The organism is Agrobacterium leguminum (assembly GCF_015704895.1).
Taxonomy (GTDB): domain Bacteria; phylum Pseudomonadota; class Alphaproteobacteria; order Rhizobiales; family Rhizobiaceae; genus Agrobacterium; species Agrobacterium leguminum.
Genome location: NZ_JADQWB010000017.1, coordinates 45,077 through 60,339 on the forward strand (window position 1 = coordinate 45,077; position 15,263 = coordinate 60,339).

The 15,263-nt window shown below is 59.6% G+C and carries 12 protein-coding genes and 2 pseudogenes; 11 read left to right on the top strand and 3 right to left on the bottom strand.

The window, feature by feature from the left end; all coding sequences use genetic code 11:
- Positions 1-20: 20 nt before the first annotated feature.
- The 5 genes and pseudogenes from I3J13_RS20360 to I3J13_RS20380 form a co-directional block, all read left to right on the top strand.
- Positions 21-773: an acyl-homoserine-lactone synthase gene (locus tag I3J13_RS20360; protein WP_196380010.1), complete on the top strand. Its 753-nt coding sequence runs from the start codon at positions 21-23 to the stop codon at positions 771-773.
- Complete coding sequence (locus I3J13_RS20365; protein ID WP_236001052.1) at positions 731-1,492, top strand: autoinducer binding domain-containing protein; 762 nt, start codon at positions 731-733, stop codon at positions 1,490-1,492. The genes I3J13_RS20360 and I3J13_RS20365 overlap by 43 nt, the downstream gene beginning before the upstream one ends.
- A gap of 209 nt (positions 1,493-1,701) precedes the next feature.
- Positions 1,702-2,874, top strand: a complete 1,173-nt coding sequence (locus I3J13_RS20370) for a Fic family protein (protein ID WP_196380011.1) — start codon at positions 1,702-1,704, stop codon at positions 2,872-2,874.
- Positions 2,875-3,087: 213 nt separating this feature from the next.
- Positions 3,088-3,367, top strand: a pseudogene (locus I3J13_RS20375) (ATP-binding protein); the annotation flags it as partial.
- 54 nt (positions 3,368-3,421) lie between these two features.
- A pseudogene (locus I3J13_RS20380) lies at positions 3,422-3,921 on the top strand (IS630 family transposase); the annotation flags it as partial.
- A gap of 2 nt (positions 3,922-3,923) precedes the next feature.
- On the opposite strand, the gene I3J13_RS20385 reads toward I3J13_RS20380, so the two are convergent.
- Positions 3,924-4,838, bottom strand: a complete 915-nt coding sequence (locus I3J13_RS20385; protein ID WP_196380012.1) for a nucleotidyltransferase and HEPN domain-containing protein — start codon at positions 4,836-4,838, stop codon at positions 3,924-3,926.
- Between the two features lie 243 nt (positions 4,839-5,081).
- Between I3J13_RS20385 and I3J13_RS20390 the strand changes: the two genes are divergently transcribed.
- Positions 5,082-6,002 (top strand): LysR family transcriptional regulator, encoded by a 921-nt coding sequence (locus tag I3J13_RS20390; RefSeq protein WP_196380013.1) that lies wholly within the window; start codon positions 5,082-5,084, stop codon positions 6,000-6,002.
- A gap of 562 nt (positions 6,003-6,564) precedes the next feature.
- Positions 6,565-6,915, top strand: coding sequence for an SMa0974 family conjugal transfer regulator (rctB, locus tag I3J13_RS20395; protein ID WP_196380014.1), 351 nt, complete (start codon positions 6,565-6,567; stop codon positions 6,913-6,915).
- A 202-nt stretch (positions 6,916-7,117) separates the two neighbouring features.
- Here rctB and traA read toward each other — a convergent pair whose 3' ends face one another.
- Positions 7,118-11,755, bottom strand: coding sequence for a Ti-type conjugative transfer relaxase TraA (gene traA, locus I3J13_RS20400; RefSeq protein WP_196380015.1), 4,638 nt, complete (start codon positions 11,753-11,755; stop codon positions 7,118-7,120).
- Positions 11,756-11,976: 221 nt separating this feature from the next.
- Here traA and I3J13_RS20405 point away from each other — a divergent pair, with 221 nt between their 5' ends.
- The 4 genes from I3J13_RS20405 to I3J13_RS20420 all read left to right on the top strand — a co-directional run bounded on the left by I3J13_RS20405 (position 11,977) and on the right by I3J13_RS20420 (position 14,833).
- Entirely contained in the window at positions 11,977-12,264 is a 288-nt protein-coding gene (locus I3J13_RS20405; RefSeq protein WP_196380016.1) for a TraC family protein, read from the top strand.
- Positions 12,254-12,493: a conjugal transfer protein TraD gene (locus I3J13_RS20410; protein ID WP_196380017.1), complete on the top strand. Its 240-nt coding sequence runs from the start codon at positions 12,254-12,256 to the stop codon at positions 12,491-12,493. Before I3J13_RS20405 ends, I3J13_RS20410 begins: the two co-directional genes overlap by 11 nt.
- A complete protein-coding gene (traG, locus tag I3J13_RS20415; protein WP_196380018.1) occupies positions 12,484-14,403 on the top strand; it encodes a Ti-type conjugative transfer system protein TraG in 1,920 nt (639 codons plus the stop codon). Before I3J13_RS20410 ends, traG begins: the two co-directional genes overlap by 10 nt.
- Positions 14,404-14,569: 166 nt before the next feature.
- Complete coding sequence (locus tag I3J13_RS20420; RefSeq protein WP_196380019.1) at positions 14,570-14,833, top strand: WGR domain-containing protein; 264 nt, start codon at positions 14,570-14,572, stop codon at positions 14,831-14,833.
- Here I3J13_RS20420 and I3J13_RS20425 read toward each other — a convergent pair.
- Positions 14,817-15,230: a hypothetical protein gene (locus I3J13_RS20425; protein WP_196380020.1), complete on the bottom strand. Its 414-nt coding sequence runs from the start codon at positions 15,228-15,230 to the stop codon at positions 14,817-14,819. The two genes, I3J13_RS20420 and I3J13_RS20425, sit on opposite strands and share 17 nt — an antisense overlap.
- Positions 15,231-15,263: the final 33 nt, after the last annotated feature.

Genomic DNA, 15,263 nt, shown 5'->3' on the forward strand with positions numbered 1-15,263 from the left:
ACATGATCGGAGGCTTGCTCGTGTTCCTTCTTATCCAACCCTATCAATATCGCCGGTACGCGGGCCTGCTGGAGCAATCGTTCCGATTGCGGAAGCGGGTTTTTCACGATTGTCTTGGCTGGCAGGTCGATGTGCATCGCGGCCTTGAACGGGACGCTTATGACGGTTTGGGCGCCGTCTACCTGGTCTGGTGTGACAAGGACGCACGACATCTCTATGGCACGGTGCGGCTCATGCCGACGACAGGGCCGACATTGCTGCATGATGTGTTCAGGCGAACGTTGGCGGGAAAGAATCTGGTGTCTCCCGTCGCATGGGAGGGGACGCGAATGTGTCTCGATGTCGACCTCCTCAAAGAGTCTCAACCGACACTCAGCCCATCAAGAGCGTTTGGGTTCCTTTTGCTGGCCTTGTTCGAATGCTCCTTCGCGCATGGCATCAAAACACTTATGTCGAATTACGAGCCGTCAATGGAAAGAGTATACCGGCGAGCGGGATTGATCGTGGAGGAGATTGGCCGTGCTGACGGTTACGGCCGGGTCCCGGTGTGTTGCGGCGTGTTCGACGTTTCAGACGAAACCCTTCAGCAAATGCGAACGGTCCTTCGAATTGCACACCCCTTATACACACCCTCTTTGCCCAAGGCTGCGGGAGCGGCCGTAGTACAAAGGTTCCAACGCCTGGACCATGTCAAAAGGCCGGCGAAAATCGAGAATCTCGGGACCCTCCAATGGCGCTCAATGGCAAAAGCGCCGCTCGAGCCGGTGGGATAAGACGCGAGATGAACGCTTGGCTACGCAAATTGATCGATACGACATCCATGATGAAAACCAGTCGGGCGACAGCCGAACTGCTTGATCACCTGACCCGGGAACTGGGGTTTGACTTTTATCATGTGGTGACTGTCCGTCACCCGGGGTTGGGAAACTCCCTCTTGTCCAATGCCCCAAAGGAGTGGCTGGACATATATCGGCAGGAGCATTTCGACAGGATCGATCCAGTCCTGACCCATGCCCGTGAAATAATGGCGCCATTCGTCTTTGATTTTGAGCATGAAGGAAAAGTTGCGCGCAGATCCCACCAGACATTCTATTCGAGTGCCGACGAGGCGGGCATCAGGGCCGGCATATGCATGCCCGTGATGGCGCCATTCAGCGGTTTCTTCACCCTCTCACTTTTCTCCGGTGATGTGGCCTTACCCCAAAAATACCAACTGCAACCCGTTTTGAGTGCAAACGCTGTGGGGTTACTCCACATGTGCGTGGAGGCAACCGAGGCGGCATCGATCAGAGCACCGGCCATCGAACTGACGGCGCGGCAGTCAATGGTGCTCAAGTGGGCCGCTGAAGGGAAAACAACCCAAGAGATAGCCCTCCTTGAGAACATGACACATCATACCGTCAATTTTCACATGAAGAACATTCGACAGAAACTTAAGACCGTCACCCTTCCCCAGACGACTGCATTGGCCACAAAGCTGAAACTGATCTAAGGTACGTTGTGTTGCTGTATCCGTCGTCGTCATCCGCGAAAGAAGTGTTCGTTATCCCGGATCGCTGATAGTTAGGTTTTCTCCCCGGCAGAACATGCAGACAAAGGGCTAAAACTCGATCGGCAAGAAGACCGGCAAATGTATTGCCGAAATGTTGCCCTATCGCTATGTTCCAAAACAGAATTATAGCGGCATAGAAAGCGGCAAAAATGGTTACGCTCGCAAGCATAGAGCCCCTTCTTCCGGACAGCAGCCGGGAACTTGAAGATCTGACGATCGAACTGACGTCAGTTGCCAGTCGGTTCGCAGCGCGACTTCATCCCATCATGCGTGCTTCCGTCGGTGATCTCGTGCGCTCGATGAACTGCTATTACTCAAATCTCATCGAGGGACACAACACGCTACCAATCGATATCGATCGGGCCATGGCGGGCGATTTCGCTCGAGAACCGGAGAAGCGCAACCTTCAGCTCGAGGCCCGGGCCCATATCGAAGTGCAGCAGCTTATCGATAGGGACGAAATGCCCTTCCCTGTGCTGTCGCTCGACGGCATCTGCTGGTTGCACGGCGAGTTCTGCCGCCGGCTGCCAGATGACCTGCTTCTTGTTCGCAATTCCGATACCGGCGAAGAAATCATTATGGTCCCGGGGCAGCTGAGAACGCGGCACGTCAAAGTCGGCGAACACATCGCTCCCGAACCGGAGATGATTGAACCGCTGCTCGCAAGGTTCGTTGAAGGCTACTCGTTCAAGATGCTGTCTAAACTCCAGAAGATCGTTGGGGTTGGGGCATCTCATCATCGTCTTGCATGGATCCATCCATTTTTCGATGGCAACGGACGTGTCTCTCGCCTGTTCTCCCACGCGTTGCTGCGCGACCTTGGGATTGGCTCGGAGCTCTGGTCTGTGTCTCGCGGTCTTGCCAGAAACATCTCCGACTATAAGCGTCTGCTCTCCCAAGCTGATCAGCCAAGACGCGGCGATCTGGATGGACGTGGCAACCTCACTGAGGCGGGCCTTGCCGAGTTCACGGCCTTCTTCCTCTCGTGCTGTCTCGATCAAGTCACGTTCATGGAAGAGCTCCTCAAACCTGAGGAGCTCTTGAACCGCGTCGAGGTGTGGTGCAATGAGGAGGTGCAGATGCAGCGCCTTCCCAAGGGCAGCTGGCCTCTGTTGCGCGAGGCCATACTGACGGGAGAGTTCGCACGCTCGCAAGCACAGGCTTTGACCGGATATCAAGAGCGCCAGGCCCGAACCGTGTTGTCCAGTTTGTTGGACTGCGGCGTGCTCACGTCCCCGAGTTCAAAGGGCAAGGTGCGTCTCGGTTTCCCGGTCGATATCATCGAGCGGTGGCTTCCGCGCCTGTATCCGGCCGTTCGCTAGCGTTGGCCACTGTGTGCCACCGACGCGATCGATGTCATCCACGGCCTTGCCAAGCTCGCGAAAGATCATGGGATTGCTCTCGCTTCCCACGACGACGACTCGATTGAAAAGGTGAACTTCCTGAAAGACCTCAGTGCTGCCATCTGTGAGTTCCCGATCACCCTGGAAGTTGCAACCGAAGCACGACGTCTCGGCATGGCTACGACCCTGGGTGTCTCGAATGCATTGCGTGGGCGCTTCTACAACGTCGTCGATCTCGTCAATCGGCTTGAGACGGAAGCACGCAATGGAAAACAGGGCCGGCTCGCCGACTTCATCACCAGGCTCGACTTCGTCATAATGGACGAGCTTGGCTGTCTCCCGTTCGCGCAGGCCGGCCGTATTCGGCGATGTCAAAATGACCGCCGCCCTGCTCGACAGGCTCACACACCATTGCGAGATCGTGGAAACCGGGAACGAATCCTGGCGCTTTAAAAACCGCTCTCAAAGCTAACGCCGAAAAGACAAACAACCCGCGCCCGCAGGCCCCTGCGCTAGATTGAAAGCGCCGGGCGTCGCCGAACGGCGCACCCATACCTATGTCCGCAACGGCACGGCATCCCTGTTCGCCGCGCTCGACGTTGCGACTGGCGCGGTGATCGGCCAGTGCTACAAACGTCACCGGGCGACCGAATTTCTCGACTTCCTGAAGCGGATTGACGCCGAGATGCCCAAGGGACCGGACGTGCATCTGGTGATGGACAATTACGCGACCCACAAGACGCCGAGGATCAAGGCCTGGCTCGCACGCCGCCCACACTGGCATGTTCACTTCACGCCAACGTCGGCTCCTGGATCAATCAGGTCGAGCGGTGGTTCGCAGAGCTGACACGAAAGCAGTTGCAGCGCGGCGTACACCGTTCCACTGCAGAATTGGAGGCCGACATCGACGCCTTCATCGAAACCCCCATCCCATACAAGTGGGTCAAATCCGCCGACCAAATACTCGCCTCGGTCAAGCGCTTCTGCCAAAAAACAATGAGCCGAACTTCAGATTCAGGTGACTAGCCTCAACTATCGTTTTTCACGGCCTGCTGAAGCTTTTCGATGTGCTCCCGGCAGAGCGTCTCGATCAGGGCATGAAGTTCCGCAGTGCGCTCCTGGAGCCATTGAAGGGCTTCACCGGAAATCTCGAAGTGCTTCGAGTAGCGCGCCTTGACGTAGGCCTCGTTGAGAATGTTGTACCATGCCGTAAAACGCTGATGGTCACGCGGCCAGATGTCGACCAGCCGGCGATCACGATCCTCCGAAAGTCCGCGCAGGAATTTGAGGTTGTGCGAGGGCGGGGAGTAGTTGGTCAGCGTTAGAAGGTAGCAGGAATAGGCGGATTCGACAGCTTGATGGAGCTCAAAGGCGGCCCGCCGAGGATTATTTCGCTCCAGATAGAAGCCGACACCTGCGAGAAGGTCACCGATTTCCTGGTTGTGGAGATCGAAATGCTCTTGCGCCACCCTGAGCGCATCGGCAGGGCTGAGCGGTTTCGGCTCAGCCAGCGGCCGGTCATCGAATTCGTAGAGGATGACGCCTTCGCGGGCGAGATCAACGAAGAAGTACTGGCCGTCATGCAGGAAGTTGCTGATCTCGCGGGCGCCATGCACGATGAGACCGACCGGTGTCTCGATCTCCTTGTCCCACATCAGCCGGTCGGTCGCCTTGTCCCAGTATTTGGGGTCGGCCAGTTCCTTGTTGCTGACGATGACGAGGATATCGAAATCCGATCGATAGCCTTTCGACGTATGCGGTTCATCGACCCATGTGCCACGGGCGTAGGAACCGAACAGGATGATTTTATAGATCCGCCCGTCCTTTTTGGCCTCGGACTTCGAACGCTCGACAATGCCGGCGAACTCTTCGTGGATGATCCGGACGACTCTTTCCAGTTCGCACTGCTTTGCCTGCGGAAGATGTCCGATATCCGTTTTCATGGCCTCACCATCGATTCTTCTGAACGGGTATCCTAGCCGTTATCGGCAGGCTATTGCTACTCCACATTGTCGTAGTCCCAATCCACCTACTTCGACATTATGCGGGGCTAAACCGCCTTCAGCAACCATTAATCGCGCTGCCCTATCAATGTTGCATCTGGACCAAGGCAACGGACCACTCTATCCTGTTGGAATTAGAGGCCTGCCTCGACCTTAATCGCGCGTCCGGCGGAAGGAACTGAAATGGATCTGCGCCAAATGAGCACATTCGTTGCCGTCGCGGAAGAACTGCATTTCGGGCGCGCCTCCATCCGGCTCAACCTCGCCCAGCCTGCAGTCACGGCCCAAGTCCAGGCGATCGAGAAGGAACTGGGCGTTCCTCTTCTCATTCGTTCCACACGCCGCGTACAACTCACCCCGGCAGGTTCTGTTTTTTACGAGCGTTGCGTTCAACTGCTTCGCGATGTCGACGAAAGCTGCGCGATCACACAGGCGGTCGCGGGCAAGGCTGCCAGCAAGATCACTATCGGCACAATCCACCCGGCAACCTTCGGTGTTCTGCCTGATTTCCTTGCCCGAATTGGCCGCCGCTATCCGGATATCCGCATTCATATCCGTAACGGCACAACCGAGTCCATCGTACGGGATATTGAGCGGGGACAGGTCAATATCGGTTTTGTCCGGCCTTTGGACAACAACGGCGCATTGCGATGGCAGGCGATAACAGAGGAGCGGTATTTACTCGCCGTCTCCAAAGACAACGCTCTCGCTGAAGCCGAGACCGTCACGCTAGAAGACCTGCGCCGCCAGAAGATCATTTCCTTCTCGCGTTCGAACCTGTCCTACACGGAGCGGTACTTTCTAGATACATACCGTGAGCATGATCTTTCCGACCGGATCGTCTACACCTGCGACGACACACTTTCACTGATAGCTCTCGTTTCCGCAGGTGTTGGTGTCGGCTTCGTTCCGGAATGGGCGTCAAACCTGCCGAACAGGAACTTCCGCTTAAAGGCGGTGGAGGAGATCGATCTGCGCATCGGCCTTGGACTGGCCTGGAGCAACCAGGACCCAACCGCCAATCGTGATGACATCATCGAGATCGGCCGCCAGCTCGCATCCACTATTGCGAAAGCACGCGCTCGGAAACAGGACCGCAATTGAACGTCCGAAATAGCATGCTGCAGGGCCCCGGGTTTGCCGTTTGCCGGACAGTCTTGACCGCCCTGGCACATGCGCCCCTTATTCCTGTGCAACAACCAAGCAGCAAGTCTGTCGTCGTCACCTCATTGCGCGACATCGCGGGGATCGGTGACCTTCAGACCAGCAACTTCGAACGAGCCCGTGACGCGGGTGGAAGCCGTCAGGTCACGTCTGACCACCGTAGCAGCGATGCTCCGCCGGCCTATGGCATTGCCTATCTCCTATGCCGGCCATGAACTGGACACAGGTCTGCGGAGCAACGAGGTCGAAGGGATTGAATCCGACCTTGCAAAAGACGGCAAAGCCTCCCATTAAGCGATCCTTATAGATCCCCCGCCGCCCGCCGCTCGGCGTAGCGGCCAGGCATGCCAACCGCGTGGCGATCCCTCATATGAGCGAGCACGGTTGTGGGTATTTCCCGTCATCAGGACCAACTGCATGCTGTCCTCCATACCCCGCTGGTCGTCCCGCATGTTGTATATTGGACATATTGCCGAAGGGAGACACTTCTGACGGAGGATGAATGAGGTATCAAAACGTCTCGGAGGCCTTCATTGAGCTGGAGGCTGCGCAGGCCATCGCGAAGAAAATCTGCATGCAGAGCACAGATATCTGCTTGTCGATCATCGACGGAGATAAGGACAGGCAACTGAACTTCGAAAATGGGTGTGCGATCATCCAAGTCGCTGGCGATGGTCTCATCGTACGGGTCTCCGCCGGAGACCTGCTCACGTTCTACGGCATTCAAACGTTGATCGAAGGGCGCTTGTGGCAGCTCGCACCCGGACCCGCAAGATCAATCACGTGGCTACCAGCACGAGGGGACCGGTCAGGGCAATTCCCGAGAGCGGCGACAACGGACATGAGAGAATGAAGTCCATTGGCTCCCTCGGATCAATACAGAAGATTTGCAGGGCGTAGCTGTCGAACCACCAAGTGGACCAGCGTCATGCAATATTGTGCTTGGCGCAGGCCTCGTCGCGAGCAGCTGCCAGCTGCCTCGATTTGACGCAATCAATCCCCGCAGCGACGTTTGTGATCTTCCACCAAACGTTTCGATCCCGTCCCGCCGATTCCTATCGGGTGAAAACACGGCCTCGTTCGATCGTGCGACGCTGGCGCTCGGCGATAATGTTCTGAGTGCTTTCTGCCCGCACCGCCTGCTGCAGCACCTGCAGACGGTCCCGCATCGCCTCGAAGGCGCGGCGTTGCACCGGTGAGACGAGATTGCCGGTATCCTTCTCACCCCTCAGGATCGCATTCCGGCCGAAACGCTCGTCGAGCGCCCGGCTGACCTCTGCAAACTCCCGGACGACACGTGGCTCGAGTGAACCCGCAGCAACACCGCGCCTGGCGTTCTTTTCCTTGTCCTTGTTCTGCCTGTTCACATCTGCCACCAATTTCCGGAGGGCATCCTCGGCCACCTGCGACAGCCCTGGGATGGCAACCGCCATGCGCCGGCGCTCCTCGGTGACAGCTCGTGTCTCCGCATCAAGGGCTGTCGCCCACGACGCGCCGAGCGAATGCACGCGGGTGGCAACTTCCGGTACGGCCTGGAGCGCTTCCTTGCGCTCGCGACCGGGGGCGAGCAGCCTGTCCATCAGGCGATCGGAGCCACGCAGCGCACCATAGGCAGAGGGATCGTTGCTGACCGCCGCGGCGATCCGCTCGCCAGCAAAGCCCTGTCCGACAAGCTCCTCGATCTTTCCGACCGCGCCTGCAGGATCGCGCCAGATGAGCGTCGCGGTCTCGGCAAGGGCTGCGCGATGGTGACGATAGTGCGCGACCGTGCTAGCACGGTTGCGCGCTTCTTCTTCCACCGGCGTCTGGAACTCGGTCACGGCGGCGAGCATCGGCAACATGGGTATCGCTTCCTGTCCTACCTCGACGCTCGCGCCGGCAACGATCTTAGAACGGTCCTGTTTTTCGGCCAAATGCTGTTCCTCGGAAAAACGCCTGACGGCGGCGAACAGGCGGAGGATTTTCTCCCGGCGCTCCGGCGCAAGATCTTCCGGCATACGTTCGGTGATGTTACGCTGGGCAATCACATCGGCCTTCGCGGTGAAGGCGCTCCAGCCGAAGCGTGCAGTCAAGGCGTCGTTGACGGCCTTGACCTCCTGAACCAGTTGGCGGTCCTCGACGGCATAGGCGAAAGCGGTCTTGTAGGCATCGTCCCCGCCCCGTTCGCGGATTCTCTCGATTTCGACGAGGCGTGCCATTGCCGGCTTCGACAGCATCGGGATCGACAGGGACGTATGGGCGCGTCGTTGCTGTTCGCGGATACCGAAGCGCTCGACCTTCCGGCGGAATTCCGTGGCATGGGCGCGCGCCAAGGGCAGCAATTCCCTCAGAGCGGCCATCGCGTCCGCGCGCTCATTGCGGGCTATGCGTCCGTCGACCACCAGATCAGAACCGCGCAGTCGGCCGAGCCGATCCGGTGCTGCGGCAAGATCCTCGGCAAGCGTCCGAGGTTCAACGCCACCGTCAGACGCCAGGGCATTGAGGGTCGAGAGGGCGGCCACCGGATCGCGGTAGATTTTCTCCAGCAAGGGCCGCAGGATCGCTTCCCGGTCCATCCAGGCCGGCGATGAAAGCTGCGCCAGCCGCGCATCCTCATCCACACCGCGAGCGAATTGGGTGGTGGGTGGGACCAGATAATGGCCGCTGACTGGAACTCCTTCAGCAACAGTTTGCGCCCGGTCCTCATTGTAGGCGGCACGCCGTTCCCGCTCGATCGCGAACCCGAACGCCACGCTCGCGCGCTCCCAGAGCTTCGCCACCAGCTCCCGCTTTTCCACAACCCAGGCCAGCCGCCGAGAAGCGCCGTCCTCCATTCCGGCTGCAGCCTGGGAGAGCGTATCGAGCCCGCGCCGTCGCGCGAAATCCTGCGCATGCGCCCGGTAGCTTTCCTCGCTCTCGAAATCGAGTGTCGTGGTTTTCGCGCCGGAGCGCGACAGGCGCTCGATTAGACGCCCAAACAGTTCCGGCCGGTGGCTCTCCTTCTCGATGCGCTCCTGGCGTACTTCCGCGGCTTCGATCTGCTTGGCCGTCCAGACGTTGCGGTCGACCTCGCGTTCCTCGGCCCGCTTCTCGCCGGTCTTCTCGTCAACGACCGTAATCTCGACCTTGACCTTTTCGACACCATCCTTGCGCAGCGTCACGGTGTCGCCCTCCGAGACGCCCCCCTTTTCCAGCGCTTTCGGCAGGCTCACGCCCCAGAGACGGTGGACGGTTCCGTCATCCGTCCTGACGTCGGCATAGGGGCTCTCATCCACATCCTCGTCATCGGGCCGGAACTTTGCTTCTCCCGTTTCCACGAGTTCGCCGGTTACGCCAGCCGCATGATCGGCGCGCGGCTTCCATCCCCATTCCGGCTTCGGCTCGAAATCCTCTTTCGCGGCATAGAGGTCGGCGCCGTCGCGATGCCGCGTCATCGATACATAGGTCAGGTGCTGGTCCATCATGCCGGTGGCGAGCACCAAGGTCCGATCGACGGTCGACCCTTGGGATTTGTGGATGGTGGCGGCATAGCCATGATCGACATTGCGATAGCTGTTTTCGCTGATCATAACATCGCGGCGATTGTCGAGACGGACGGACAACAAGGCATCGCCTCGTTTGTCGCTGGTGGAAACGACCGTGCCAAGCATGCCGTTCTTCACATATTGCGGACCGAGGCTTTTGGCGCGGGGTTCCACGAAACAGGCATTTTCCAGAAAGATGATCCGGTCACCAGCGGCAAACTCCCGCTCGCCACGCTCTGTCCGAAAAGAGCGACAATCACCAAGCGCGCCGGCGTCGATCATCACCGATCGCAGCGCCTCGTTCAGGCGCTTCACGTCCTCGTTGGTATGGGCGAGTAAGAGCAGCTCGTCGCCGCGAAGGCGGCCTTCCCTGCCCTGCAAAACGGAAGCCTCGATCGCCCGGTTGCGCGCCTCCGTCCAGTCGGCAACCATCCTGGCGACAATCTCATCGCGCGTGTCCGCCTCGACCAGATGGCCGTGCTGGGCATAGGCGTCGAGGCCTTTCTCGACCTCACCGCGTGCAAAGAGCCGGGAGGCGTCGCGCGCCCATTGTTCGCGCTGGCGACGAACGCCGGCGAGTTCGGCAAAGCCGATCCGCTCCGATATGGCCCGGAACGCAGCACCGGCCTGGATCGGCTGCAACTGCATGGCATCACCGACCAGAACGACTTTCGCCTCAGCTTCCTCGGCGGCCTTCAGCACGCGCGCCATCTGCTGCGACGACACCATGCCAGCCTCATCGATGACCAGCACATTGCCGCGCTCCAGCAAATCGCGCCCGCTCGCCCAAGCCAGTTCCCATGACGCCAGCGTGCGTGACTTGATGCCGGAACTGTCTTCCAGCCCTTCGGCCGCCTTGCCGGCAAGCGCTGCTCCGACGACACGGCGACCGTCGCTTTCCCAAGCAACGCGCGCCGCCGCCAGCAGCGTCGACTTGCCCGCACCGGCAAGACCGACCACCGCCGCGATACCGCTCTCGCCCGTGACATGACGGACCCCATCGACCTGCTCCGCGTCGAGCCGGAACCGCTTTTCCGGATCGGCGGTCTCAACGGTATCGACCGCGGCAGCAACTTTCCGCGAAGAAACCCCGAAACCTTTGCGCTCGGAAAAAATGCGCGCCGACTGCGCCATGCCATATTCGATGCGCAGCATATTGCGCGTCGTGAAGACGGCCGGTTCCGCCGCCTTTCCACTCTCAGGGTCGAACACCTGCGGCTTCAGGGTCACGAGATCGTCCGACGCCATCAGGCGCGCCCGGATATTGGCGAAATCGACGGGATCGTCGACATAGCGATGCAGCGCCCTGGCGATATCCTTTTCGTCGAACGTCGAGCGCTCATTGCCGAGCTGCTTCAGCAGAAGCTCCGGTTCCACCAGCAACCGATCCGCCATGTCCTGACGCCGGGCAAGATCGGCCGGCGCAAAATACATCTCGACGCCCTTGCGGGCGAGTGCCGCCTTCTCCGGGCCGAGATGTTTTTGCGCGATCCCGTCGAGACCCTGTTCGGCATAGGAGCGCCCATCGAGACGGATCTCATGGCCGGCAAGCGCCAGATGTCGGTTGGCGGTCTCCGCCCAGGCAATTTTCCATGCCTTCATGGTTTCCTTATCGCCGGCCCAGAGCTTGTAGACGATCTTGCCGTTCGGGCGGTCCGGTGTGACAACGCGCAGCGGATTGCCATCCTCTCCCAGAACGGCAACCTTTTTCGCTCCGAATCCCTCCTCCGTCAGCAGTCGGAGCGTTGTCATCAGATGGATGTGCGGATTTCCGTCTTTGTCGTGATAGACCCAATCCACGACCATCCCCCTCGATGTAAAATTCTCCTGCACGAACTCGCGCACCAGAGCGATATTCTCTGCCCGCGTCAGTTCCTCCGGAAGAGCGATGATGAGTTCCCGGGCAAGCTGCGCGTCCGCTCGCGTCTCAAAGGCGTCAACCGCATTCCAAAAGGCCTCGCTGGCGCTGGCGACGGAGCGACCGTCGATGGCGGTCTTCAGCCAGGCGGGTATCTGATCGGGCAGCGCCAACTCCTCATGCACGAGTTCGGACGCCCCTCCCCGATAGCTGAAGGACGTTCCAGCCTGCTCGTCCATCATCCGGGCACGATGACGGTAGGCGGCTGCCGAGACGATGCTGCGCCCCGCTCCCCTTCCGATCACCTGCGCTCTGACGAACATGATCGCCACGACTGGCCTCCGAACCTCTCAGGCACGTCGCGACAGCGACGTATATTGCGCCCTTAAACCGATCGAACCGAAGGGCCGATACCGCTTTTCCGGAAGACGGCCCAAGCCGGATTTCCGGCATCGACGTTTTGGGGGCTTGCACAAGGTAGCTTATTTGACTATCGTATTCTAGTTAGTTAAAAAGGAAATCGGAACTTTGTTGCAGGGAAAAGGAACCGTGGATGGCCGCGAAATCGTCAATTCTGGATATCGATGTTCAGATCGAGAAGCTGCGCGAACGCAGGCGTTCTCTGATAGTTAAATCCGCCGAGCGCTTCGCCCGGGCCGCCACGAAGTCGGGGCTAGCGGAGATGGAGATCGCTGACGAGGAGGTCGATCGCATCTTCGAAGAGATCGCCGCACGATTTCGCAAAGAGGGGAAAAAGGGGGTTGCTGGCGCATCTGCTCCGGCGCGTCGACCAGCAGATGGTGGGGCTGGAACGCCGCAGGCGGTTTCAAATGACGGCTGACCGGAAACAAGAAGCCCGGGAAAAATTCCTGCTTGGCGGCATCGTCGTCAAGGCAGGCCTGTCGAAAGCCGACCGGGCATTTCTGCTCGGCGGTCTGCTTGAACTCGCGCGCGTGACGGCGGGCTCTCCCGAACACCGGCGGCTGCGCGATATCGGCGGAGAAGCGTTCAAGGCCCCGGCACTCGAGGGAGAGGTCGCGCGCGCCGGGGAGATGCTGGAGTGGCATTGAAGGGAAAGCTGCATCCTAGTCTTTTGCTCATGCTCGTACCGATCGTGGTCACGGCGATCACCGTCCATATCGTCGGCTGGCGATGGGCAGGACTGGCGACTGGCATGGCCGGCAAGACCGAATACTGGTTCCTACGCGCAGCTCCGTTACCGGCGCTTCTGTTCGGACCGCTCGCCGGCCTGTTGACGGTTTGGGCGCTACCCATGCATCGTCGGCGACCGATCGCCATGGTGAGCCTCTTGTGCTTTCTCGGCGTCGTCGGCTTCTATGCCTTGCGAGAATACGGACGTCTCGCTCCTTCCGTCGAGCGCGGGATCGTCAGTTTGGACTATGCGCTTTCCTATCTCGACATGGTGGTCGTGGTGGGAGCGCTGTGCGGGTTCATGGCGGTCGCGGCCTCGGCCCGCATCTCCACCGTCGTGCCCGAACAGGTCAAACGCGCGCGGCGGGCAACCTTCGGCGACGCCGACTGGCTTTCGATGTCCGCCACGGGAAACCTCTTTCCGCCGGATGGCGAAATTGTCGTCGGCGAGCGTTACCGCGTCGACAAGGCAATCGTCCATGAGCTGCCCTTCGATCCGAACGATCGCTCGACATGGGGACAGGGCGGCAAGGCCCCGCTCCTCACTTATAAGCAAGACTTCGATTCCACCCATATGCTCTTCTTCGCCGGATCGGGTGGATACAAGACAACCAGCAATGTCGTGCCGACGGCACTGCGCTACACCGGGCCGTTGATCTGCCTCGATCCGTCAACCGAGGTAGCGCCCATGGTGGTCGAGCATCGCACCCGCGTCCTCGGCCGCGAGGTCATGGTGCTCGATCCGACGAACCCGATCATGGGCTTCAACGTGCTCGACGGCATCGAGACGTCGAAGCAAAAGGAAGAAGATATCGTCGGCGTCGCCCATATGCTCCTGTCGGAGAGCATGCGCTTCGAAAGTTCGACCGGCTCGTACTTCCAGAGCCAGGCGCACAATCTTCTGACCGGGCTGCTCGCCCACGTTGTGCTGTCGCCGGACTATGCCGGAAGGCGAAACCTACGCAGCCTGCGCCAGATCGTTTCCGAACCTGAGCCGTCGGTGCTCGCCATGCTGCGCGACATTCAGGAGAATTCGGCCTCAGTCTTCATCCGCGAAACCCTGGGCGTCTTCACCAACATGACCGAGCAGACATTCTCAGGCGTCTATTCGACGGCGTCGAAGGATACGCAATGGCTGTCGCTCGACAGCTACGCCGCACTGGTGTGTGGCAATGCCTTCAAATCGAGCGATATCGTCAGAGGAAAGAAGGACGTCTTCCTGAATATCCCTGCGCCGATCCTGCGCTCCTATCCGGGTATCGGCCGGGTAATCATCGGCGCGCTGATCAATGCGATGATTGAGGCCGACGGCGGGTTCAAACGCCGAGCGCTGTTCATGCTCGATGAGGTCGACCTGCTCGGCTACATGCGCGTTCTCGAAGAGGCGCGCGATCGCGGCCGCAAGTACGGGATATCGATGATGCTGATGTATCAGTCGGTCGGTCAGCTTGAGCGGCATTTCGGGAAGGACGGCGCGGTGTCATGGATCGATGGCTGCGCCTTCGCAAGTTACGCCGCGATCAAGGCGCTCGACACGGCGCGCAACGTCTCGGCGCAATGCGGAGAAATGACGGTCGAGGTCAAGGGCAGTTCCCGCAACATCGGCTGGGATATGAAGAACAGCGCGTCGCGCAAATCGGAGAATGTGAATTTCCAGCGGCGGCCGCTCATCATGCCGCACGAAATCACGCAGTCGATGCGCAAGGACGAGCAGATCATCATCGTGCAGGGGCATAGCCCGATCCGCTGCGGTCGCGCGATCTATTTTCGGCGAAAGGACATGGACGCGGCCGCCAGGGCCAATCGTTTCGTCAAGCTCGACCCGTAGTAAGTGCTGAACCGTGCCCGAAGGCCTCGCCCACTCTTTTTTTCGGGAGCAACCGGCACACTTCTGCAGAACAAACCCACAAATCATCACCGCAATGAATCGGTCGGGCCGGATTGATTCAAGGAAGTCGTTGGACGCTGCTTCCAAAGAAAGCGAGACTCCGGCCATGAAGGACAAAGATACAGCAACAGTTCATCTTCGCCGCATCGACCAGTCGCAGAATATGCGGCGGTACTACTCTATCGCCATTCAGCCGACGCTGTTCGGTGGGGCTTCGGTCATCCGAAACTGGGGCCGTATCGGCGCAAATGGCCAGTCGAAGATGGAGACCTTCGACGGAAAGGACGAGGCGGCGCAGGCATTCGAGCGCCTCGCGCGGATAAAGCGCCGCCGCGGTTATCGCACCATTGACGCTACCGGAAACGGCTAATCTCTGTGAGATCCTTGCGGCGGGCGATGAACTCACGCAGGAGCGGCAGGAAGAAAGCCTTGCTGAAGCGCCCGACCGGCGGTTCCGGCTCCAGATAGAAAGATCTGCCGACAATATCTGTATTGAATTCATCGAGAATGATCCAGAGACGCCGGTCGGCGTCGAGACCTGCACGACGTTTCTCGATGTCGGGAATCTCGGGGGCAAACCGCGACTTCTCAGGCTCCTTGGTGGTGATCGGAAAGAAAAGCACAAAATCACCATCCATGCGATGAAGCCGGACACCAACGGTGACCGGCCGGTCCTTGCGCCCTTCGGTCTCTCCCGCGCGGGCCTGCCGCGCCCACAGATAGGCCCTGTCGGCTCGAAGCTGATGAGGTGGAACGGCCCTTCTCAAACGGCATCAAGTGCCTAACGTGGTCGTGTTTAA

Bases quoted from the DNA above. Each gene is read 5' to 3' on its own strand.
- I3J13_RS20365 (WP_236001052.1), top strand. From the start codon at position 731: ATGGCGCTCAATGGCAAAAGCGCCGCTCGAGCCGGTGGGATAAGACGC.
- I3J13_RS20370 (WP_196380011.1), top strand. From the start codon at position 1,702: ATGGTTACGCTCGCAAGCATAGAGCCCCTTCTTCCGGACAGCAGCCGG.
- I3J13_RS20385 (WP_196380012.1), bottom strand. From the start codon at position 4,838: ATGAAAACGGATATCGGACATCTTCCGCAGGCAAAGCAGTGCGAACTG.
- I3J13_RS20390 (WP_196380013.1), top strand. From the start codon at position 5,082: ATGGATCTGCGCCAAATGAGCACATTCGTTGCCGTCGCGGAAGAACTG.
- rctB (WP_196380014.1), top strand. From the start codon at position 6,565: ATGAGGTATCAAAACGTCTCGGAGGCCTTCATTGAGCTGGAGGCTGCG.
- I3J13_RS20405 (WP_196380016.1), top strand. From the start codon at position 11,977: ATGGCCGCGAAATCGTCAATTCTGGATATCGATGTTCAGATCGAGAAG.
- I3J13_RS20410 (WP_196380017.1), top strand. From the start codon at position 12,254: ATGACGGCTGACCGGAAACAAGAAGCCCGGGAAAAATTCCTGCTTGGC.
- I3J13_RS20420 (WP_196380019.1), top strand. From the start codon at position 14,570: ATGAAGGACAAAGATACAGCAACAGTTCATCTTCGCCGCATCGACCAG.